At 47.3% G+C, this 23162-nt stretch carries 18 protein-coding genes; 16 read left to right on the top strand and 2 right to left on the bottom strand.

From position 1 onward, the window contains the following. Window positions 1–7: 7 nt before the first annotated feature. Window positions 8–643 (bottom strand): HlyD family efflux transporter periplasmic adaptor subunit, encoded by a 636-nt coding sequence (locus ACR1R9_RS16665; RefSeq protein ID WP_053783698.1) that lies wholly within the window; start codon window positions 641–643, stop codon window positions 8–10. Between the two features lie 201 nt (window positions 644–844). Between ACR1R9_RS16665 and ACR1R9_RS16660 the strand changes: the two genes are divergently transcribed. The 3 genes from ACR1R9_RS16660 (at window position 845) to ACR1R9_RS16650 (ending at window position 2260) form a co-directional block, all read left to right on the top strand. Next, window positions 845–1315 (top strand): hypothetical protein, encoded by a 471-nt coding sequence (locus ACR1R9_RS16660; protein WP_099853474.1) that lies wholly within the window; start codon window positions 845–847, stop codon window positions 1313–1315. Window positions 1316–1441: 126 nt separating this feature from the next. Then, the gene (locus ACR1R9_RS16655; RefSeq protein ID WP_063564738.1) at window positions 1442–1648 is read left to right on the top strand and encodes a YwbE family protein; all 207 of its coding nucleotides are present in this window, start codon (window positions 1442–1444) and stop codon (window positions 1646–1648) included. 21 nt (window positions 1649–1669) lie between these two features. After that, window positions 1670–2260, top strand: a complete 591-nt coding sequence (locus ACR1R9_RS16650; RefSeq protein WP_175381582.1) for a DUF4269 domain-containing protein — start codon at window positions 1670–1672, stop codon at window positions 2258–2260. A 13-nt stretch (window positions 2261–2273) separates the two neighbouring features. On the opposite strand, the gene ACR1R9_RS16645 is transcribed toward ACR1R9_RS16650, so the two are convergent. After that, entirely contained in the window at window positions 2274–3710 is a 1437-nt protein-coding gene (locus ACR1R9_RS16645) for a hypothetical protein (RefSeq protein WP_433923161.1), read from the bottom strand. Between the two features lie 369 nt (window positions 3711–4079). On the opposite strand from ACR1R9_RS16645, the gene ACR1R9_RS16640 reads away from it, so the two are divergent. From ACR1R9_RS16640 to ACR1R9_RS16580, 13 genes are all read left to right on the top strand, one after another. Then, window positions 4080–5879, top strand: a complete 1800-nt coding sequence (locus ACR1R9_RS16640) for a histidine kinase (protein WP_433923162.1) — start codon at window positions 4080–4082, stop codon at window positions 5877–5879. Next, window positions 5854–7473, top strand: coding sequence for a response regulator transcription factor (locus tag ACR1R9_RS16635; RefSeq protein WP_175381581.1), 1620 nt, complete (start codon window positions 5854–5856; stop codon window positions 7471–7473). The genes ACR1R9_RS16640 and ACR1R9_RS16635 overlap by 26 nt, the downstream gene beginning before the upstream one ends. A 174-nt stretch (window positions 7474–7647) precedes the next feature. After that, entirely contained in the window at window positions 7648–8634 is a 987-nt protein-coding gene (locus ACR1R9_RS16630; RefSeq protein WP_099853465.1) for an ABC transporter permease, read from the top strand. Window positions 8635–8651: 17 nt separating this feature from the next. Next, entirely contained in the window at window positions 8652–9560 is a 909-nt protein-coding gene (locus ACR1R9_RS16625; RefSeq protein WP_053783705.1) for a carbohydrate ABC transporter permease, read from the top strand. A 182-nt stretch (window positions 9561–9742) separates the two neighbouring features. Then, complete coding sequence (locus ACR1R9_RS16620) at window positions 9743–11269, top strand: ABC transporter substrate-binding protein (protein ID WP_076289419.1); 1527 nt, start codon at window positions 9743–9745, stop codon at window positions 11267–11269. A 122-nt stretch (window positions 11270–11391) separates the two neighbouring features. Then, window positions 11392–12090, top strand: coding sequence for a hypothetical protein (locus ACR1R9_RS16615; protein ID WP_099853463.1), 699 nt, complete (start codon window positions 11392–11394; stop codon window positions 12088–12090). Between the two features lie 330 nt (window positions 12091–12420). Then, window positions 12421–14166, top strand: a complete 1746-nt coding sequence (locus tag ACR1R9_RS16610) for a sensor histidine kinase (RefSeq protein WP_433923165.1) — start codon at window positions 12421–12423, stop codon at window positions 14164–14166. An 85-nt stretch (window positions 14167–14251) separates the two neighbouring features. Continuing rightward, on the top strand, window positions 14252–15874 hold the full coding sequence (locus tag ACR1R9_RS16605; RefSeq protein ID WP_310852563.1) for a response regulator: 1623 nt from the start codon (window positions 14252–14254) through the stop codon (window positions 15872–15874). A gap of 124 nt (window positions 15875–15998) precedes the next feature. Further along, a complete protein-coding gene (locus tag ACR1R9_RS16600; RefSeq protein WP_076289423.1) occupies window positions 15999–17684 on the top strand; it encodes an extracellular solute-binding protein in 1686 nt (561 codons plus the stop codon). 248 nt (window positions 17685–17932) lie between these two features. Further along, window positions 17933–18823: an ABC transporter permease gene (locus ACR1R9_RS16595; protein ID WP_062321959.1), complete on the top strand. Its 891-nt coding sequence runs from the start codon at window positions 17933–17935 to the stop codon at window positions 18821–18823. Between the two features lie 29 nt (window positions 18824–18852). Further along, the gene (locus ACR1R9_RS16590; protein WP_163760160.1) at window positions 18853–19731 is read left to right on the top strand and encodes a carbohydrate ABC transporter permease; all 879 of its coding nucleotides are present in this window, start codon (window positions 18853–18855) and stop codon (window positions 19729–19731) included. Window positions 19732–19763: 32 nt separating this feature from the next. Beyond that, window positions 19764–20873, top strand: a complete 1110-nt coding sequence (locus tag ACR1R9_RS16585; protein ID WP_083678912.1) for a glycoside hydrolase family 53 protein — start codon at window positions 19764–19766, stop codon at window positions 20871–20873. A gap of 35 nt (window positions 20874–20908) precedes the next feature. Next, window positions 20909–22981 carry a beta-galactosidase gene (locus ACR1R9_RS16580; RefSeq protein ID WP_433923166.1) on the top strand — a complete coding sequence of 691 codons (2073 nt, stop codon included), beginning with the start codon at window positions 20909–20911 and terminating at the stop codon, window positions 22979–22981. Window positions 22982–23162 lie beyond the last annotated feature (181 nt).

Below are 23162 nucleotides of genomic sequence, written 5' to 3'. Positions count from 1 at the left end.
AGCAGCCTTAGATATGAACGCGCACGGTAGCGCTCATGCCGGGAACCACACCCAGTCCTTTATATCCTTCGATCGTAATGATGATCGGGATGACTTGTGTTACTTTAGTGTAATTCGCATTAGTATTGGACGACGGTAGCAGCGAAAAGGAGGACGCAGTGGCAAGTCCGATCTGGTCTACTTTGCCTGTCAATGTCGTATCCGGAAAAGCATCGACATATACATCGACGATCTGACCCGCTTTAATTTTATCAATCGCGGTCTCGTCCACATTGGCCGTCACGTACAGGTTATTGAAATCATAGGCCCGTGCGAGGGGTGTACCCGCAGATACTAGTGAATTTTCGACGGCGGTCTGTTGTACAATGGTACCATCAACCGGCATTGTCACGGATGTTGATTTTCCCGCAGCGGTAACGGTGGCAACGGTATCGCCTGCATTAAATGTTGTACCTACCTTACCTTTCCAGGATCTAAGCTCACCGCCTACTGCGGAAGCCACGGAGATCGGCTGCCCGGTAACAAGCGCATTATCGGTTTTAACGTAACTGGTGGATTGGTTGTAATAGTAGATCCCGGCGGCCCCGGCTCCCAAAATCACCAGTATAACAATGATATTGATCAAAATGGCACGTGAATTCATGCTGATCATTCCCTCCTCAATTCGGTTTTCTGTAAACATTCTCTTCGCTAGGTGTTGAAAGTCTTCTGCTGACAATCCTGTTTGGAGCATTCCCGCTACTTTGTCGCTCTATACGAAACAAGATGAAATATTATTCGCAGAATAGGGCACCAATATATTGATTAAGGCTGCCTACAGGCGGATGATAAGGAGGATGCTCATATGTTGATCATTTTGGCGGTAATCGTTGTTATCGGGGTTGTGTTTCTGATGATTTATAACTCCAGATCGTCCCGCAAGGCTGCAGAAGCACGAGCTTCCAAAATAGCAGAAGTGGATGAAGGGCCTGTCCTACTACATGAAGAAGACCAAGCCCAAAAGGAAGACCGAATTTACGCAGAGGCAGAGCATGCAGAGGTTTTGGAACATGCGGATCATAGGCAAACGGAGACTCACCAGATGGATTCTACATCGGAAGTGACCCCTTCACCACAGAAAAGAGAGATGCAGACTACAGATGGTGATCAAGCTTATCGCCAAGCATTGCTTCATTTCCGTAAACCTGCCGAAGTGGAAGACGAAACGGTGCTGACGGAGACAAAAGAACCTGAACAGAGTGCAGATGAAGTCTATCGATCAGCTCTGAAAGTGATGAAAAGCAAATCTTCTGATCCCTCTCCAAAGCGAAAATAACAGTTCAGTTATGTTTTTGAACATGGGACATGGCTTTCGTTTTCAATTCAAAACGTCTACAATAGATGAAGCTTTGTAAATTATGGCTACATGACATGGAATACGTTGAAGAGGAGAGAGAAAACCATGAATGGACAACAACGAGTAAATATCAAACCGGGTCTTGAAGTGGATATCGTGCTCAAGCAAGATCAGCCGACAGGCAAACTGACACGCGGTATCGTGAAGGATTTGTTGACCAAATCGCCCACACACCCGCATGGGATCAAAGTACGTTTGACCAGTGGACAGGTGGGACGAGTGAAACAAGTCGTTACAGGAGCGTCGGAATGAGCCGCTTCCCGAGGTTGTGACATGATTACAACTACGGATGTAATGGTACATCTGGCCTCGGGTAACGAGCGTCAGCAGGATGCGTATAAGGTGTTGCAATCCAGTGGATTGTTCAGCATATTGGCTGCTTACCAGCCTTATCCGGCTGGAACAGTGCCAATTGATATTGATATTCCCGGAAGTGATCTTGATCTATTATGTGAGGCAGCGGATCTGGAGGCGTTCGAAACCTTGGTGTACCAACAACTAAGCGGAATGCAGGGTTTTCGATGCGACCGGGGGGATGGCCGTGCTGGCCAGCGTCCTTATGTGACCTGTAGTATGGAAATTGGAAACTGGCCTATAGAGATTTTCGCTCAATCCCTATCTGTACGCAAGCAGAATGCTTATATTCACATGTTGGTAGAGTGGGAATTATTGCAACTCTGGGGTGCAGCAGGACATCGGGAGATTCGCAAATTGAAGCTGGAAGGCTGGAAGACGGAGCCTGCATTCGCTGCGGTCCTGGGACTTCAGGGAGACCCTTATGAGGAGATGCTTCATCTGGCCTCAATGAGCAAGGATGAGCTTTGGCAATGGGCACGCTTGCGCACGTCTTTTCAGTTCGAATAGCACGGTTAAGCAATTAGATTAGAAAGATAGCCACAATAGTAGTAACGGTTAACCCCAACAGTACAGGTTTCAGATTGCGGCGTGCCAGTTCAAATGGACTGACTCCGCAAATGGCCGCAGCTGGAATTAAGGCCCATGGAATTAAGGTCCCACCGCCTACCCATATGGCGGCGACCTGACCCAGTGCCGTCAATATAGGTGCGGAATCTGCCGATCCTGCAAACATGGACGCAATAGAGCCGACGAGGGATATTCCAGAGAACCCCGAACCATCCATTCCCGTGACCGCTCCGGTCACAGTCATCGTTATAGCACCTACCGTATTATTCAGTGGCACTAGCCCTGCAAGAGCAACCCCCAAATCATTCACAATACCGTGTGATCCAGCAGGAAGCGGGTTGTTGAACAGTTCTGTGATCGCAGCATCCCCAAGATAAAAGAAAGCGGCAATCGGGATGACAGGACCAAACACCTTGAATCCGAATTGAAATCCTTCAATTAAATAGTTTGTTGTTTCTTCCGGACCTGTATGACGATGCGCGGCAAGTGATACGGCAATCAGAATGAGCACGGCCGTTCCACCAATTAGTGCTGTGGCATCACCGCCTTGTAATTTAAGTAAAAACATCAGAATGACGTCGACTAAGAATAACAATGGGATGATCAGAGCGAATGCCTTTTGCAAACGTGGGGGAATTGCTTGACGTTGAACGGCTGGCTCCTCGGAAATCGGCGCAGAGTCTGACGAAGGTGGATGAACGGTTACTGCTTCACCAGAGATCGGATCACTGAGTTTAACGTGGGAACCTGACTTCATCTCCTTGCGCAGCATCCAGAATGCCGTTACGGTAGACACCGTCCCCATAACTATGACAAGTGGGATACTTGCAGTCATAACAGCGGTAACGGGAAGCCCAGCTGCATCAGCTGTCAGTTTGGGTGCCCCTTGGATAATGTAGTCCCCTGATAAGGCAATGCCGTGACCGAACAGATTCATGGCAATGGCAGCGCCGATGGGAGGAAGTCCGACTCGTACAGCTACCGGAAGAAGTACAGCCCCAACCAGGGCAACAGCAGGAGAGGGCCAGAAAAACAATGATACAATCATCATAATGAATCCAATTCCCCAATAGGCGACCTGTGGAGAACGGATGAACCGGGTGAGTGGTGTCACCATGACTTCATTGATCCCTGTCCGAATTAACACCCGGCTCATTGCAACAATGATCGAGATGATAAAAATGGTGCTGAGCAGCTCCTTGGCTGCGTAGATAAAACTGTTGAAGATTCCGGAAACCGATCCGCTTAATGTTTCAGTTGCGAGGAGTCCAATGGTCATGATACCCGCGACACAAATGATGGTTGTGTCTCTACGCCGTACCATCACGGCGATAATCAAGACGATAAATGCCAGATATACATAATGCAATGGGACGAGTTGAATATTCATCGGACATGCCTCCTTACATCCTTGGTGTCAATCCAAGGAGTGATATATCGTATGCATGTCATCACCGAGCGTTCGTGGAGGATGGAGAAGGATTTTTTTTACAGATGGAGAACTAATTAGAGCATAGACCCTCGAACACGCACTAAAGCCAAGAAGTGCAAGTCACCAGAGTTGACAGTGACAGGTCACGGAACCACATAGACAGATGCAAGCAAGTATGACTACAATAAACATGCCATTATAAGGAAGAAGATGGAAGGAAAGCAGAGGTACAGCATCAGAACACGGAAAAAATCGCTTAATATTGATAGCGGTTACAACGATGTGCAACAGAACTGAAATTCAGATTACACAAAAGGGCGGGAATTCATGAACTTCATCCGTTCACTGCGCTTTAAGTTTATCGTGGGTCTGACATTGATCATGCTGCCACTATTCATGCTGCTATATTACAACAACGTATACGCCATGAAAGTTGTACGTGATCAAGTGTCTCTCACCAATATGAATCATCTTGCAAAAAGTGTGGAGCAGAACGAGCGTGTGCTGCAGGAGACCAATCGTTATTTATACAGTCTGGGCGAGCGAGACCCGGACATTATCTCCCTGTTTTTTCTCAAATACGGCAGCGGCGATTATATTATTGCCAAACAGCGTATTATGAACAAATTCATGACCGATATCGGATTTTATAATCTGATCGATTCATTTTTTCTGTACGATGCTGTGAATGACGATCTGTTACTCGCTACTTCAGGCAATTATGATGTCAAAATGTCGATTGTGCAGGAGAGCATGCCGGTCCAGATGCAGCAGCTGGAGGGGGAAATCCAAAAGCCAGAGTGGAGCATCGTTCGGGGAGGCACATGGAATGCCTTGGTCAAAACGGTGCGGATCAACGCCCAGTTCTATGCGGGGGCTCTTGTGGACATGAATGCACTGAATCACCCCGAACAATTTACGGAGTCCGGTGACCGGGGAGGCGCAGTCATCGTGGGAGCAGATGGCGGGGCACTGTCCGATTCAGCCCTGAACCCGGCACAAATCAAATTGGCCGCAGCCCATATCAATGGATTGAATAATCCCTACCAGGTGATCTCTGAAGTAACGTCCACAGGCAGTGCACGTCAGTATCTGATGCTTGGCATTGCCTCAGCCATGTCTGAGATGAATTATATCGTCCTGCTGCCCGAAGAGGACATGATGCGAAACCTGCCATTTTTTCAGCAGATCATTCGCCTGCTTCCAATTGGTGCAGCGGTCATCCTGATCACAGCTATGATTTTTCTCAGACAGCTCCTATTCCGTCCGATGAATGTGCTCATACGTGGGATGAGGAGGGTTAGCCGAGGAGAACTTGATGTGAGGCTTGAGACGCCAGCTTCATCTGAACTGGAGTTTGTCACGCACAGCTTCAATCAGATGACAAGTGAGATCCAGCATCTGAAGATAGATGTGTATGAGGAGCAATTGCGCACGAGAGAAGCAGAGTTTAAACAATTGCAGATGCAGATCAATCCTCATTTTTACCTGAATTCATTGAATATCATTCATAGCCTGGCTTCGTTGCAAAAGCATGAGTTAGTGCAGCAGATGGCTGGTCATCTGGCAGATTATTTCAGGTTCAGCCTGCGTGCAGGCAAACGTGTCATTCGATTGGATGAAGAATTGGAACATATCAGTCATTATTTGGAGATCCAAAAGCTGCGGTTTCCCAACAAGCTGGATTTCGTACTGGATGTTGGACCGGATCTTGGGCAGTATGTGCTGCCGCCCTTAACGATTCAACCTTTTGTGGAGAATGCCATTATTCATGGCTTTCAGCGTCGCAAAGAACCTTTTGTTATTTGCATAACAGTACGGAAGTCGAAAACGTTATCTGATCCTGAAGCATCTTCGGTTCTTCAACTTTCGATTACAGACAACGGTGTTGGATTTGAGCAAGACATACTGGAGCGCCTGCAGCAAGGGCAATACGCCGAAGATCCGGGTGGACAGCACATTGGCATCTGGAACGTTATCCATCGGCTGCTTGTAAAGTACGGCGAACATGCCGGATTGCAGTTTAGCAATCAGACTGAAGGAGGGGCGGCAGTCCATATTCATATGCCTGCCCAGACGGAAGAAGAAGAAGGGAGAGCCTATGCGGAACCTGTTGATCGTGGATGATGAAGTATACGCCCTGCAAGCGATGGTGGAAGGGGTGGACTGGAGCCTGGCCGGAATTGACCAGGTATTCAGTGCTGGTGATGCGGAAGAAGCAAGAATGCTGATGAAAGCCCATCCCATTGATATTATGATCTGTGATATTGAGATGCCGGGTGAAACGGGACTGGATCTGCAGAGCTGGGTGTTAAAGCATGATCCCGGCATGCTGACGATTTTTCTTACAGGTCATGCCCTGTTCGATTATGCCCAAACGGCAATCAAGCTGAACAGCTTCGATTATGTACTGAAGCCTGCTCCCGCAGACCAGCTGCTCAAGGTTGTGAGCCAGGCAATGGACAAAATCAAGGATGACGAGCAGCGTTCCCGCACCAATGAAGTATATGAGACCGTGTATAAACGCTGGCAAACGCATAAACCCCTGTTGACCGAGCGTTTCTGGAAAGACGCCATCTCACAGCGTGTAACCTTAACCCAGCAAAAGCTTCAGGAGCTGGCCGAGGTATATGGAGCCGAGATTGATCCGCAAGTGCGCGTGTTGCCGATTGTTATATCCGTCGAAGAATGGGTGCGAGACTTCGATCTGCGTGACGAGGAGGTGCTGGAATATGCGCTCCGCAATGCTGCCAAGGAAATGCTGCTTGGTGACAAACCTGGGGAAGTGTTTCAGGATCACAGTGGACTAAATATTGTGCTTGCATACGAACAGAACGGTATCATACCTACGGCGAGTGAAATGGCACAAGGATGTCAGAGTTATATTCAGGAGTGCGGTACCTACTTTTATTGCCGATTGTCCTGTTACGTCGGAGTCCCGGTAGCAGTTACAGATTTACAGGGGATGCTGAATGAGCTGATGGACATGGAGCGTCGCAATATCAACGAGCTTGAAGGGGTCTTTATCTATGACGAGGTGGGCCGAGATACGGAGGATCGTTTTCTGCCAATACCGTGGTTCTCCGAGCTGTCCATCCTGTTCGAAACGGGAAAGTTTGACGACCTGCGCGAGCGTGTGGACGAAATCTTTGAATTACTGGCTTCACAGGAGCGTTTGTCACCCGAAATTCTGCGCTTGTATTATCATGCAATGCTGCATGTAATCTACCCGTTGCTGCATCAGAAAAATGTATCCGTACGCAGTCTGTATCCCGGAGAACGGGAGCCGGAAGAAAACGTTGTGACACGTTCGCTGCCTCAACTGAAGCAGTGGACATCAGACCTGATTAGTCGTGCCATCCCGGTATTGTACCCGGACGATCACAGTCCAATGACGATTGTGGACCAGTTATGCATTTACATTGAAAATCATATTGGTGAAGAGCTGATGCGAGAAGAACTTGCATCCTTTGCCGGATTTAATCCAGCCTATCTATCCCGCCTGTTTCGTAAAGAAAAGGGCATGTCACTTTCCGAATTTATTCTCCAGCGCAGAGTAGCCAAAGCGAAGACATTATTGTCCCAGTCTACCGTGAAGGTGACGGATATCGCAGGCAAGGTCGGGTATTACAATTACTCTCATTTTACGAAAATGTTCAAAAAGTGCACGGGCATTACCCCACAGGAGTTTCGCAAACAGTCCCGAACGGTACAGATTTGACGCAGCATGCTGCGTCTTTTGTTTTTTTGTGCCCTAAAGTCATAATTTGATAAGTGAACAGGTCACCACAGCAGATAGTGGACCTGAACGCCCCGCCGTATACTTGAACCACAGGAGACACAGCGGTGTTTCATCCTGAGGATGAAATTCAAGAGGAGTGAGGGAGAACAAGTTATGAAGACACAACCCCAGGTGGGTAAGGCAGCACGTCTATCGGATGGAAGGGACATACCGGTTCGAAAACGAAAGTCTGTCCTGTACAATCTAGGTAAATTCAAGGTTTTGTATCTCATGTTTTTGCCAGGCATTCTATTTCTGCTGGTAAACAACTATATGCCGATGTTTGGCGTTCTGATTGCATTCAAAAATGTAAACTATGCCGACGGTATTTGGGGCAGTCCGTGGAGCGGCTGGGATAATTTTAAGTATTTATTCTCCACCAGCGATGCTTGGGAGATCACACGTAATACGCTCGCTTATAACACGGTATTTATTGCGCTGAATTTATTTGTAGGTGTAGGGCTTGCGATTTTGTTAAATGAAGTGAAAAACAAGGCGATGTCCAAATTGTATCAGTCACTCATGCTGCTTCCGTATTTTCTGTCGATGATTGTAGTCAGCTATCTGGTGCTCGCGTTTCTCGGCAAGGATTCGGGCTTCATGAACTCAACGATTCTTCAGCTCTTTGGCGGACAACCAATTGACTGGTATTCAGAGCCTAAGTATTGGCCGTACATTTTGCCGTTGGTGAATACATGGAAAAATATTGGTTATTATGCCGTCATTTATCTTGCAGCAGTGGTAGGTATCGATGAGGAATATTATGAAGCGGCCGTGCTGGATGGCGCGAGTAAGTGGCATCAGATTCGCTTCATTACCGTTCCGTTTCTCGTACCGCTAATCGTGATTATGACATTGCTGCAGATCGGTCGTATTTTCTACGCGGATTTCAGTCTGTTCTACCAGGTTCCGCTGGAATCGGGCGCATTGTTCCCGGTGACGAACGTTCTGGATACGTATGTGTACCGAACCTTCCTTATTGGCGGTGATATCGGGATGTCCTCGGCAGCCGGGCTGTATCAGGCTGTTGTCGGATTTGTACTTGTTCTCGTATCCAATACCATCGTTAGGAGAATGGACAAAGATAATGCATTATTTTGAGAGGAGGCAAGCCAGCTGTGAAATCACGTGATCCATTAGCCGTGTCGCGGCGTTCCGCGTCTATCATACACGCTATGTTTATATTCTATGCCATTGCCTGCATCGTGCCGATCCTGCTTGTCTTTGCAATCTCATTCTCGGACGAGACGACGGTCATTGCGAACGGGTATAAGCTGATTCCGGAGAAGTTTAGCCTTACTGCCTATGAGTTTCTGTTCAAGGACATGGATCAGATCATCCATTCCTATGGCATTTCAATTATCGTGACCGTGATAGGTACAATAACGAGTGTAGCGCTGACGGCATTGTACGCGTACCCACTTTCCCGGAGGGATTTGCCGTATCGAGGATGGTTCGCCTTTTTCATCTTTTTCACCATGCTATTCAATGGCGGTCTGGTCCCGTGGTATCTCGTTTATGTGAACGTACTGGATTTGAAAAACTCGATTCTGGCACTGATCATGCCGCTACTGTTGTCACCATTCTTCGTGCTGGTCATGCGTACATTCTTCGCTAACTCCATTCCGGTATCGATTCTTGAATCGGCACGGATTGATGGAGCGGGTGAATTGAGAACGTTTACACGTATCGTGCTTCCGCTCTCCCTTCCGGTGATGGCGACCGTTGCACTGTTCAGCACATTGAATTACTGGAACGATTGGTATCTCAGCATGATTTTTATATCTGATAACCGGACGATCAGTCTTCAGTACCTTATGTACCGGACGCTGCTCGATATTCAATATTTAACATCCAACTCCAATGTCTCTTCACAGATTTCCTCGCAGGGCGGATTGCTGAATCTGCCAAATAAAACACTGCAAATGGCGATGGCTGTAGTCGGTATTGGTCCAATCGTACTGGCATATCCATTCTTCCAGCGGTATTTCATCAAAGGCCTAACCGTAGGCGCAGTGAAGGGGTAACTCCGGCCGGTTAGCGGAGAGGGCAACGGATAATTGAAGATGGACCTGAGAGGGCATATACAAAAAGCAGCGAGTACAGACACGCCGGAGGGCCGGCAAGCGAACGGACTTTTGCAGATTGGGGAACATTGCGAATTGGGGCAATCGGTTGCAGGGTCCAACATATGACGGGAGGGGTTCACTTGGTTAGAACGTTTAAGGTATGGCCGCGTTTCGCGGCAGCAGTTATGGCGCTGAGCCTGGTGCTGGCAGGTTGCTCATCAGACAAAGGCGGAACAACACCGGAAGCACAGGGTGGTGGCGCAGCGGAGAGTGGGGGCAAGCCCTATGAAGTGACGTTGTATTATCCAGGGACACCACAGAAAGATGTAGCTCTGGTCGAAGCCGAGATTAACAAAAAGATGGAGCCAAAGATCGGGGCAACTCTCAAGATCAATGCGATCGACTGGGGTCAGTGGGACAACAAGTTGAATCTTATGATCTCTTCCGGCGAAAAATCAGATATTATTTTCACAGCGGCTTGGCAGAATTATACGGTCAATGTAGCAAAAGGTGCGTTCTTGCCGCTCAATGATCTGCTTGACCAGTATGGGCAGGATATCAAGAAGAATCTCGATCCAGCCTTTCTGGAAGGTTCTCAGGTGGATGGCGTGAATTACGGCGTTCCTACCAACAAAGAGCTGGCAGCGACGCGTGGTGTACTGGTGCGCAAAGATCTGGCTGACAAATACAAGCTCGATCTGACCGCAGTGAAAACGTGGGCTGACCTGGAGCCACTGCTCAAAACGATCAAGGAAAACGAACCAGGCATCACTCCATTCTATATGTCCAATACCAATGGTAACGGTTTGCTGGAAAATCTGGACTGGGATTATCTCGGTGATGCATCCGTTCCAGGCGTCATCTCCAAAACAGCGGGTACAACGACGGTACTGAACGAAGTGGAGACCCCCGAATTTAAGGAAGCGGCTGAGCTTGCACGCAAGTGGTATCAGGCTGGATACATTAACAGTGATGCAGCTACTTCCAATGTGTTCCCAAAAGATCAGGCGAAGGCAGGTAAGGCTTTCCTGTGGACCGATGGCATGAAGCCGGGCAAGGATAAGGAAGAAGAAGGGTATGTCGGATATCCATTGACTCAGATTGAGATGACCCAGCCTACGATTACAACCGGTGATGCTTCCGGTGCGATGCTGGCGATCTCCCGTTCCTCTGAGCAGCCAGAGAAGGCGATGCAAGTCATTAACCTGCTGCATTCCGACAAAGAAATCAACAACCTGCTCAACTTCGGTATTGAAGGCACACATTATGTGAAAAAAGACGGACAGGACAACATTATTACCCTCCCGGAAGGGGTGGATGCGAACAGTCGCACCTACAATCCGGGCGCACAATGGCAGCTCGGTAACCAGTTCCTGAACTATCTCTGGGATAATGAAGATCCGCAGAAATGGGAAAAGTTCAAGGAGTTTAATGCCAAAGGCGTTAAGTCACCTGCACTGGGCTTTACGTTCAATAGCCAATCCGTCAAAAACGAAATTGCTGCGGTCAACAACGTGAACAAACAGTTCAAACCGGGCATGACCTCGGGTGCAGTAGATCCGAACGAGATGATCCCGAAATATCTGGAGAAACTGAAAGCCGCAGGTATTGATAAAATCATTGCAGCCAAACAAGAACAGCTCGACGCATTCCTGTCCAAAAAGTAGACTTGAGTTGCAAAACCCAAGACGTCTTCGGTTAAAAACCGGAGCGTCTTTTTTTATTTGGATCACAAACCATAATAAGGAAAAATATGATATAATCAGGTGGTTGATTAGGGGGTGTTCGTGTGTCGAGAACCAGACTTGTGTTCTCTGCGATGTTATTGCTGTTTGGCATCATTTTTACGTTTAAGCATCACCTTGGTTTCTCAGTGGGGGATACGATGCTGTCTGCTATAGGCATGTCGCCTTATACCACATCCTACGTAAGTGGTGTGCATATCACGTTATTTTTTGGAATGGGCATATTAGCATCCAGCTACTATCTTACACGCAAAGAAATCATGTCATTACATCCTGTTCTGGCTAAACGGCTCTGGCTAATCGTTCTCGCTATCGTTCTCAGTTATTCCTACATGACGGATAAATTAATGTACGTAGCCAAATGGGGGGCTTCCGGTATCGATGGAGTTTCCTATGTCCAAAATGATAGCTCCTGTACCTATGACGTACTGGACAATGGTATTACACGAGTAAACTGTGACCTGACACTCAAAAATTACACCCGAGAGCCTGTAGCAGCTGTTCTCTTGCCTGACTTGGGCCGCAGTTACAAACAACATGATGATCCGCTCTATGAATCCCTGCAGTCTGTCGAGCTCAAACCTGTACATATAGAGATTGAGCCGTATGGAACATTTAAGGGTCAACTGGCGTTTTCCGGATTAGCTGACTCCCCGTTGCAAGTGAATGGAAAGCTAACCGATATAGTTTTGGATGTCGCCGTGGATGGAGAGAATACGGTGTTTGATTACGATATTCCATAATAGATACTGCGTTAGCAAGATAGAATGAATACATAAGAAGAGTATTTGGATTAAAAGAGATTAAGCCATATATTGTCTTTAGAAAAGAGCTGACTTTTGTCAGCTCTTTTTTGCGTGGAAGTTGCAATTAGTGCAGAAAAGTTGGTTTTGTCACCTTTATGCATGTATATGGTAACGCTTACGATATATAGATAGCCTCTTTAAAGAGGTTAAGTCAGGAGTAACAGATGAGCTGTGAAGCGAATTCGCCCAGAAAAAACAGTTTATGTTTAACGCTTTCATCGTTAAAATTAGATTCACTGACTAATGAAGGCAAGGTGAGGTAAGAAGATGTCATACCGGACGAATCTATTTTCCAAAATGGTCATTTTAATTCTAATTATGCTGGTTCCAGTCGTACTGCTGTACTGGTATTCCAACCATAAAACAACAGCAGTTCTACGGGATGAACTCAATCGCTCCAACAGTAACCAACTTGAATTTTTTCAAAATCAGGTGAATACGCACATCGAGTTGTTATCCTCATGGCCGAATCTGCTCATTCATGATCCCGATATTGCGAGCTTTCGGCGGATCTACGCGGATTCCAAATATTTCGATCTGGATACGATCAATTTGGTAAAACGTATTCAGAACAAGCTGAGTATCCAGGAAAGTTCATCCAACTGGACAACGAAATTGTACCTTTATTCGCCGACGCTTGGCAGGGTCGTCTCTGAACGAGATGCCGGTTATTACGATCAGCAAACGCTGCGAGGCAACATATCATCCGGATGGAATGTTCGAAAGACTCAGGAGGGGGAAGATGATAAATTCATCTTCAGCTGGATCACCGTATCTCCATACGGCATTAGCGATCCCGCAGCCAATGCGCAGACCGTAATTAAGCTTGAATTCGATAGTGACAACATTCGAGATATGCTGGACAAATTCAAGGATGATGGTCGCCATGACCCCTTCTATTACCGGGAAGAGACGGGGGTTATCTATAACCGAACCTCGGATCGAGCTCTGACAGGTGAGCTGATGGATAATCTGGCCATTGATAAGCTTAAAGATGTTGATAACCGGACGGTAGTTATCGACGGTGAACCTTACATGGTTAATACGGTAAAGTCCAGCACGACAGGCTGGTATCTGGTTGATTACATGCCACTATCAGCTATTCTGAAGCCGATTCATCAGTCCAATATTCTATTTTATTCGGCCATGATCTGTCTGCTATTGATGAGCTTTGCCGTAGCCTATCTGTTGTATGTACAGGTTCAAGTCCCTGTCAAACAGTTGATTCGTGGATTCCAACGATTGAAGCAGGAGGATTATTCAGTCCGAATTACGCCCAAGGGACGCAATGAATTCAGCTTTTTGTCCGAACGATTCAACTCCATGGTGGCGCAGATTCAGCAGTTGTTTGAACACGTGTATCTGGAACAGATTCATGTGCGTGAAGCCCGGCTGAAACAGCTGCAATCTCAGATTAATCCACACTTTTTCTATAATTGTTTCTCATTCATTACGAGCATGGCCAAGCTGAAGCGTGTCGATGCTGTCGTTGCCATGTCGCATAATCTGTCCCGATACTATCGCTATACAACGAGGCAGGAACGTGATGTGGTGCCGCTCACAGAAGAAATCGAGTTCGTCACCTGTTATCTGGAGATTCAGCAGATGCGTATGGACCGAATACGTTTCAAAATTGACTTATCCGAAGACATCCTGAGGCAGGAGGTACCACCTCTCATCGTACAACCACTGGTAGAGAATGCGGTTATCCACGGGATTGAAATCGATGCCGAAGCTGGGGAAATTCGGGTGTCGGGAGAACAAAGAAATGGCATGATGATTCTTACCGTCGATGACGACGGACAAGGTATGGATGAACTGGCTCGGCAGATGCTGCTCCACAAACTCACAGGAGGTATGGATCAAGAAATGGGTTGTGGGTTATGGAACGTCAACCAGCGTCTTCAGCTCAGATATGGGGAGCAGGCGGGAATTAGCATTATGGAATCACCTCTTGGTGGGCTGCGTGTTACCTTGTCCTGGCCCGCTGACGAAGAACATCTTCTTGAATAGCAGGATAGAACTAGTGTGTTTATATGACTACAGCATAAGAACGATAGATCTCATTGTATAACGAAGCGGATAGGGAGTGACTGTCTTGATTGATATCTTATTGGTGGATGATGAAACGTATGTAACGGAAAGTCTGGAATTGACCATTCCCTGGGGAGAGCTCGGTGTTACGACGGTTTTGCGTGCGGCATCTGGCAAGGAAGCGCTGCGGATATTGGAAGAGAATGCAGTGGACCTCGTGGTGACCGATATTCGAATGCCGGGCATGTCCGGGCTGGAGCTGGTTGAGGAGGTAAGCAGTCGGTGGGCGCATATCCGCTGTATTCTGCTGACCGGACACAGTGATTTTCAATATGCCAAAAAAGCTATTCAACTGCAGGCTGCCGATTATATTCTCAAGCCGGTGAACGATGAGGAATTCATGGCTTCGGTCTCTGCTGCCATCACGTCCCTTCGGGATGATTGGGATGAATTTGATAAATACCATCGGTTGTTATACAGCCGGAAGTCAGATTATAAAATTTTGCGGGAGAATCTGATGCATGATTTGTTATTGGGCCGCGAGATTACAGCACGAGCACTGGGTGAACAGCTTGAAAAGTATGAGATTCTGCTTCAGCCGGATCAACCGGCAGTTATGATGCTAATTCGCCTTACAGGCCGGTTCTCTGCAATGGATCAGCAATCACTGGATTTGATGGAGTTTGCGGTTGGTAATATTGCAGAAGAGGTGTTTGGTCCCCATTTCAACGTGTGGTTTGGACGAGGTCCTCATGAGAGTCTAGTCATGATTATACAGAATCAGGGTTGGACGGAGCCTGCTCAGACCAATGTGGAAGAATTGAAGCAACCAGTTGGGACGTTCCGTGAGCATGTTATTCGATATCTGCAAGGCGATCTATCCATGGTGGTCACAGCACCGTTTCAATTTGCCGATCTGACGACCGCTTATCGTAAAGGTTTGGGATCACTCGTTCTATCGGGCCCAGAGGAAAATACGATTATTTACATGGATAAAGAGCTGTCGAAACGGCCGGAAAACGATGCGGCTCAAGCGCTTGAAGAGCTCTATAAGCCACCCGTACTGCCTCAGTTGCTTGAAACTAAACAGTGGGAGGCAGCGGCACGTAAACTGAATGCCGTATTTGATGCAGCAGAACGTGTATGTCTCTCAAGAGAGCATGTATATGAGATGTATTTATCTGTAACGAATGCCTTTATGTATATCGCGCATAAGCAGGGGCATCTCGTACATGAGATTGATCATGCGGGATTTGACCTGTTGCTCGCGCATCAGTTGATTCAATCACCTGACAAACTTCGCCGCTGGGCGACTGAGATGCTTGCCAAGTTGCAGGAGGAGCTGTCGGACCAGGAAGGCGTACAGAGCCGCAGACACGTCATCAAGCAGGTTCAGGAGATGGTAACGAGAGACGCAGGACAGGATCTGTCCGTGAAGATGATCGCAGACAAGGTGTATTTGCATCCGGTCTACTTGTCCAAGATCTACAAAGCAGAGACCGGTGAGGGGTTGGGCGATTATATGATTCGCATGCGGATGGAGCGTGCATTGTATTTGCTGAAAAACACCAACAAAAAGATATACGAGATTACGAGTGAACTGGGGTACCAAAATCCGCAATATTTCAGCAAAATGTTCAAAAAGCATTACGGGATGACACCGAATGAATATCGGGATCAGGCATAATTTCAACATCATTCCAATATATAGGTTGCCAAAGGTGCAGAAATCTTGTTTTCGTGACATAGGCTGAAAGACCCGGCAGGCCTATAATGAAAGGGTAACCAAAATGATTGAAGGGGGAACAACATTGAGAGCGAAATCCACGAAAAAGAGATTACTGTCGCTTCTCGCAACGGCGGTGTGTCTGACCGGCGTCCTTGCAGGCTGTACAGGAGGAAATAGCGGAGGAGATAGCGAGGCATCAAGTGCGCCAGCTGTTGAAAACGAATACAAAGAAAAATATGATCCTGCAGTTACTATTACAACGGCATGGGGAATTGACCCTGAGCTAAAATTCAAAAATGGCGAATCGATGGAAAATAACGTGGCAACCAAGTGGGCCAAAGATCAATTCGGAATCGACATCAAATCCTTGTGGTCTGTGACGGATACGAACAACGCATTCGCCACAAAACTTCGTCTTGCGATGTCATCCGGGCAGGAGATGCCTGAAGTGGTAGTGGTAGGGGACAACCTGCTTGCACAGGATCTGATTGATTCTGGCATGTATCAGGAAGCGGGTCCGCTGTTCGACAAATACGCTTCCGACACCTGGAAAAAAGCGATGGAGCAGGATCCCAATGTATGGAACCAGTATAGCCGTGACGGTAAAAGAATGGGTATTCCCGTGCTGGACTATGCGTACAACAATGATTACCTACTGTGGATTCGCCAAGACTGGTTGGACAAGCTGAATCTGGAGGCGCCAAAAACGATTGATGAACTGGAAAAAGTCATGGATGCGTTCAAAAATCAAAATCCGGATGGCTTAGCACCAGACAAGGTCATTCCACTCAGCATCGGTTTCAAAACATCTATGAACACATGGATGGGTGATCCATCCTGGATTTTCGGTGCATACGGAACACTGCCATTCCAGTGGAATGTAGCTGAAGATGGCAAGCTGGAGTATGGTTCCATCAATCCTGGCATGAAGCAAGGTCTGACCAAATTGAGCGAATGGCTCAAAAAAGGTTACATCCCGCAGGAAGCAGCATTATGGGATGAAAACAAAACAGCAGAGCCAGCAGTGGCAGGTACAGCGGGTATTATCCCAGGTCCATACTGGATGAGTGGATGGCCGCTTCTGGATACAGTGAAAAATGTGCCAAGTGCCGTTTGGAAACCGATTGAAATCCCGACCGGTCCAGAAGGCAAAGCTATGCGTCATGGTACACAGTTTGTTAACGGCGTCATTCTGATCAAGAAAGACATGGAGCACCCTGAAGCATTCTTCACGTATGAGAACTACCTATTCGACAATTATGCAGACCCGGCACCAGGTAGCCAATATGATAACGGTCTATTTGCAAAGTATGACTATCAATTGGATGCCAATGGAAAACAAATGCCGATTGACCAAATTGAAGGCGGTTATGTGAACGTTGTACGTTATTTGCTCGTTCGTGACGGCGCCCGTATTCCGGATGCTCAGATGAAAGCCCTGCTGAATCTGGCAGATGGCAAAGAGCCGGAAACTAAGTTGGAGAAAGACGTAGCCGTTAACTATGGGCCAGAAACCCCTGCTGCTGCAAAAGTTTTGCTCAGTCAGGAAGAAATCTCGTTCAAAAACATGTTCACAGGTCCTACAACAGCGACAATGAAATCCAAGCTCGACTACCTGAACAAAATTGAGAATCAAGCATTCAACGAAATTATTTATGGCAAAAATCCGGTAGATGCGTTCGATACATTTGTACAAACGTGGAAATCGGGTGGCGGTGACCAAATCACACAAGAGGTCAACGAATGGTATGACAGTGTGAAAAAATAAGGATCTAAGGGCGTGCAGACCAACCAGGTCTGCACGCTTTTTTTGTCGTTATGAGAGCCTGATTTGCTTCGGAAAGGTGTGGGTCAGCAGTGGATGAATGATTGAAAAGACAGCGAGTCCAAACTGGTTGCTTTTGTGCCATTTATATTGCTTTTATGTGCTGTTTGACCTATGCAAACGGTTGATATAATCGCAGTATAAGCCACTCAGGGAGCACTTGAGTAGGAAGAATTACAGGGGGAGCAATCATGAGAACTTTAAAACGAACTTGGCCATTTCACGTAATGCTGCTGCCAGCCATCATCTTTCTGATTATATTCAGTTATGTGCCTATGGGCGGAATCGTTATGGCATTTCAGAACTACAAACCATGGCTCGGCATCAGCGGCTCGGAGTGGGTCGGGCTAGATAATTTTAGATATTTGTTTGAACGCGAGGACAGTCTACAAGTCATTTGGAACACACTGATCATTGCTGTGCTCAAACTCATCTTTAACTTGTTTGTCCCGTTTGTGTTCGCAATTTTGTTGAATGAAGTTCGCAAGATGGCGATCCAGCGAACGATCCAAACCTTGGTGTATCTGCCTCACTTCTTGTCTTGGGTTATCCTGGGCGGAATTTTGATTGATCTGTTATCCACCGGTGGACTGGTGAACCGGGTACTCGGAACATTCGGACTTGGGCCATACTTCTTCCTTGGAGATAACAGCTGGTTCCGACCAACAATTATTCTAACGGATGTGTGGAAGGAATTCGGCTATAACATGATTGTCTTCTTGGCTGCCCTTGCCGGCATTAACCCGGCGCTGTATGAAGCAGCAGAGATTGACGGAGCGGGTCGTTGGAAGCAGACGCTGCATATCACCATCCCGTCTCTTGTACCGATGCTAATGGTGGTTGGAACACTGGCATTGGGTAACGTGCTTAACGCCGGGTTCGATCAGATTTTCAATCTGTACAACCCGCTTGTATATCAAACGGGTGACATTATTGATACATTCGTTTATCGCTCGGCGCTGGAAAATGGAGAGATGGGCTTCGCGACCGCAATTGGATTATTTAAATCGGTCATCAGCATGGTCTTGATCCTTGTATCATACAGCCTAGCCAAAAAATACGCCGGATATCGCATATTCTAATCGAATGAACAGAGAAAGAAGGGACCACGATGTATCATAAATCAACGCCTTACCGCGTGTTCAATGTCATCAATATTTGTTTTCTCATTTTGGTTGCCATTATGTGTATTGTACCGATGATTCACGTTCTGGCTGTATCCTTCAGTAACAAGGCTGCCGCAGATGCCAATCTCGTCAATCTCTGGCCGGTAGGGTTCTCACTTGAAGCATACAAAAAAACGATGAATAATCCGATTTTCCTAAACTCTCTCTGGATTTCCTTGTTGCGGACAGTCATTGGTACAGGAATTACGTTGCTGATTACCTTTTTGGCGGCGTACCCGTTGTCGAAAGAAAATAGTGAATTTAAAGGCAGAACCGTATATTCATGGATTTTTGTTTTTAGTATGATCTTTAATGGGGGACTCGTTCCTTTCTACATGGTCATCCAGAAGATCGGCCTGATGGATTCCTTCTGGGTGCTGGTGCTTCCAGGAGCTGTCAACACCTTCCTCGTCATTCTGATGCTAAACTTCTTCCGGGGCATTCCGAAAGAGCTTGAGGAAGCGGCGCTGATGGATGGTGCCAATCACTTCAGAACGTTGTTCAGTATCTTCCTGCCGATTTCCATGCCATCTATCGCAACGATTGCACTGTTCAGCATGGTGTTTCACTGGAACTCATGGTTTGACGGATTACTCTACATGAACAATGCCAAGGATTATCCGCTGGCTACTTTCATGCAGACCGTAATTATCAAACGTGATATGAGTACGATGGCCATGAACCCGAAAGAGATGGAAACCATTTCTCAAACCACAGTAAGAGCGGCACAGATTTTTATCGGAAGTGCGCCAATCCTCATTGTATATCCATTCCTGCAGCGCTTCTTTGTCAAAGGTATGACCTTGGGTTCGGTTAAAGGCTGAGCCTGCATCTAAATTAAACGGAGGTTGATGAAGTGAGCAATTTAAAGGAAGAGGCATTCATTCTCGGAATGGATGTGTCATTTATGGATGAAATTGAGCAGCATGGTGGGAGCTATCGTGATGAGCAAGGGCAGCAGGCGGACCTGTTAACCCTTCTCAAGCTGGGTGATGCCAATGCAATCCGATTGCGAATCTGGAATGATCCTGTAGGCGGTTTCTGTAATCTGGAGCGGACGGTAGCGGTAGCCAAACGGATTAAGGAACAAGGCTTGCAATTTTTACTGGATTTTCATTATTCCGATCGTTGGGCTGATCCAGCCAATCAATGGAAGCCAAAGGCGTGGGAGAAGCTCTCCTATGAAGAACTGCAGCGTGAGGTATGTACCTATACGGCAGATGTACTGAGAACACTCAAGGAGCATGATGCGTTACCGGACATGGTGCAGGTGGGCAACGAAATAACACCGGGCATGTTATGGGATGAGGGACGTGTGAGCGGAGAAGAGCATGATACGGATGAACAATGGGAACGTTTTGCCGGACTTGTGAAATATGGGATAGCTGCGGTTAAATCCATCGATCCTGATATCAAGATCATGATTCATATAGACCGCGGTGGTGACAATGCAGAGAGTCGCAAGTTCTATGATCGGTTTGAGGCGCTAGGTGTGGAGTTCGATATCATTGGGCTCTCCTATTACCCTTGGTGGCACGGAACACTGGATGCACTGCGGGATAATCTGCATGACCTGGCTCAACGCTACGGCAAACCAATCAATGTGGTTGAAACCGCTTATCCTTGGACATTGGAGCAGCCTGAAGGCCACGAGTGGATTCTGAATCAGGAAGACCTGTTGCTGCCAGGATATCCGGCGAGTGTGGAAGGACAGACACGTTATCTGAAGGATCTGCTGCAGATTATTCGTGAGGTTCCCGGCGGTCTCGGAGCGGGATTCTATTACTGGGAGCCTGCCTGGATTCCTAGCAAGGAAGAGTGGTCTGTTGGACATCCGAATAACTGGGGCAACCTGACGATGTTTGACTTCAAGGGTCAGAAATTGCAATCGTTTTCAGCGCTGAAGGCTGGAGAGGAAAATGACACTACATTGGATGAGCAGCCGAGTGCTGCATTGATCAAATAGATTAATTAAAATGAAATGAATAAGGAGTTGTCAGCATGACATACAAATATCCACCTGTAAGTTCCAAAGCACCTCATATGTTACATGGTGCAGACTATAACCCGGAGCAATGGCTCCGCTATCCTGAAATTCTCGACGAGGATATCCGCCTGATGAAGCTTGCCAAATGTAACGTGATGTCCGTTGGCATCTTCTCATGGGTATCCCTTGAACCAGAAGAAGGTGTATACACGTTTAACTGGCTGGATCATATTTTGGACACGTTTGCAGCGAATGGAATCTATGCATTTCTGGCTACCCCAAGCGGTGCAAGACCTGCCTGGATGTCGGCCAAGTATCCTGAAGTGTTGCGTGTTGGGGCCAATCGGGTTCGCAACCTGCATGGCTTCCGTCACAACCATTGTTATACGTCTCCGGTATACCGGGAGAAGGTTACGGCAATCAATACCAAGCTTGCAGAACGTTACTCGGATCATCCCGCAGTCATTGGCTGGCACATTTCCAATGAATTCGGCGGGGACTGCCACTGTGATTATTGCCAGGATGCTTTTCGCGGCTGGGTGAAAAACAAATACGGCACACTGGATGAGTTGAATCACTCCTGGTGGACGACATTCTGGAGCCATACCGTGACAGACTGGAAGCAAGTGGAGTCTCCTGCCCCGCACGGAGAGACACAGGTCCATGCGATGAATCTGGACTGGCGCAGGTTTGTCACCGATCAGACTGCTGATTTTATCGTGCACGAAACGAAACCGCTGAAGGCCAAAAATCCCGATCTGCCGGTAACGACCAACCTGATGGAATTTTATGAAGGATTGAACTACTGGAAGTTCGCTGACATTCTGGATTTCCTGTCATGGGACAGTTACCCGACATGGCATGATGCGGATGAAGAAGATACGCTGGCATCCAGAGTGGCGATGATGCATGATATCGTACGTTCCATCAAGGGCGGGCAGCCGTTTCTATTGATGGAAAGTACACCAAGCTCAACCAACTGGCAAGAGACCAGCAAATTGAAACGTCCGGGCATGCATTTGCTGGCATCTCTGCAAGCTGTAGCACACGGCTCGGACAGTGTACAGTACTTCCAGTGGAGAAAGAGTCGGGGGTCCAGTGAAAAGCTTCATGGAGCAGTTGTGGACCATGTTGGACATGAACAGACCCGTGTGTTCCAGGATGTTACTGACGTAGGAACGGCGCTGGAAGGAATGCAGGCGGTGGTTGGAACGTCCGTTCCGGCTGAAGTTGCCATCATCTTCGACTGGGAAAACCGCTGGGCAGTAAAGGATTCCCAAGGACCACGTAACATCGGAGTGAAGTACGAGCAGACGGTAGAATGGCATTATGATGCCTTTTGGAAAAAAGGTGTGCCTGTGGACGTCATCGACATGGATGCTGATCTCTCCAAGTACAAACTGCTCATCGCACCTATGCTCTATCTGGTACGTGAAGGAGTCGGCGAACGCATTGAGCGATTCGTAGAAAATGGCGGTACATTTGTAGCCACGTATTGGTCAGGTATCGTAAATGAGAATGATCTATGCTTCCTGGGAGGATTCCCTGGACCGCTTCGCAAGACGCTGGGAATTTGGTCAGAAGAGATTGACGGCTTGCATGACCGTGATCTGAATGGGGTTGTGCCTGTGAAGGACAACGAGCTTCAACTGAATGCCGAGTATGATGCTTTCGAATTATGCGACCTGATTCATCTGGAAGGTGCAGAAGCGCTAGCGACATATCGCTCCGACTTCTATGCTGGACGGCCTGCTTTGACCGTTAATCGTCTTGGTTCAGGTAAAGCTTATTATATGGCTACACGTTTCAAAGCTCCATTTTACGATGATTTCTATGGCAGTTTAATCGCTGATCTGGGTATTGAGCGTGCTCTTGAAACTCAGCTTCCTGCTGGAGTTACAGCACACATTCGTACTGATGGAACAGCAGATTATGTATTTGTGCAGAACTACACACCGGAGCCGAAGCAAGTACAACTGGATAACCAGTCCTATCGTGATCTGCTGAGTGATGATGCTGTGGAGGGCAGCCTGGATTTGCAGCCATATGACATCCGGGTACTGCGCAGAGCGGCTGAGCGTAAATAATATAATATTACTCAATTGACTGGAAAATCTGGGGATAAAACGAGTGGAAGGTTGTTCTGTCATCAGAGTGGCAAGTGTAAATATTCTTAGTTCAACTTATATATAGCACGCAGAAGGGTCACCCTTAACGTCTCGATCAGACGGAGAGGGTGGTCCTTTTTGTCGTATTTAGATCACGTTG

The organism is Paenibacillus taichungensis, from assembly GCF_050994985.1.
GTDB classification, from domain to species: domain Bacteria; phylum Bacillota; class Bacilli; order Paenibacillales; family Paenibacillaceae; genus Paenibacillus; species Paenibacillus taichungensis.
Note: the sequence above shows the minus strand (reverse complement) of the source record. Positions and strands in the feature narration are given on the sequence as shown.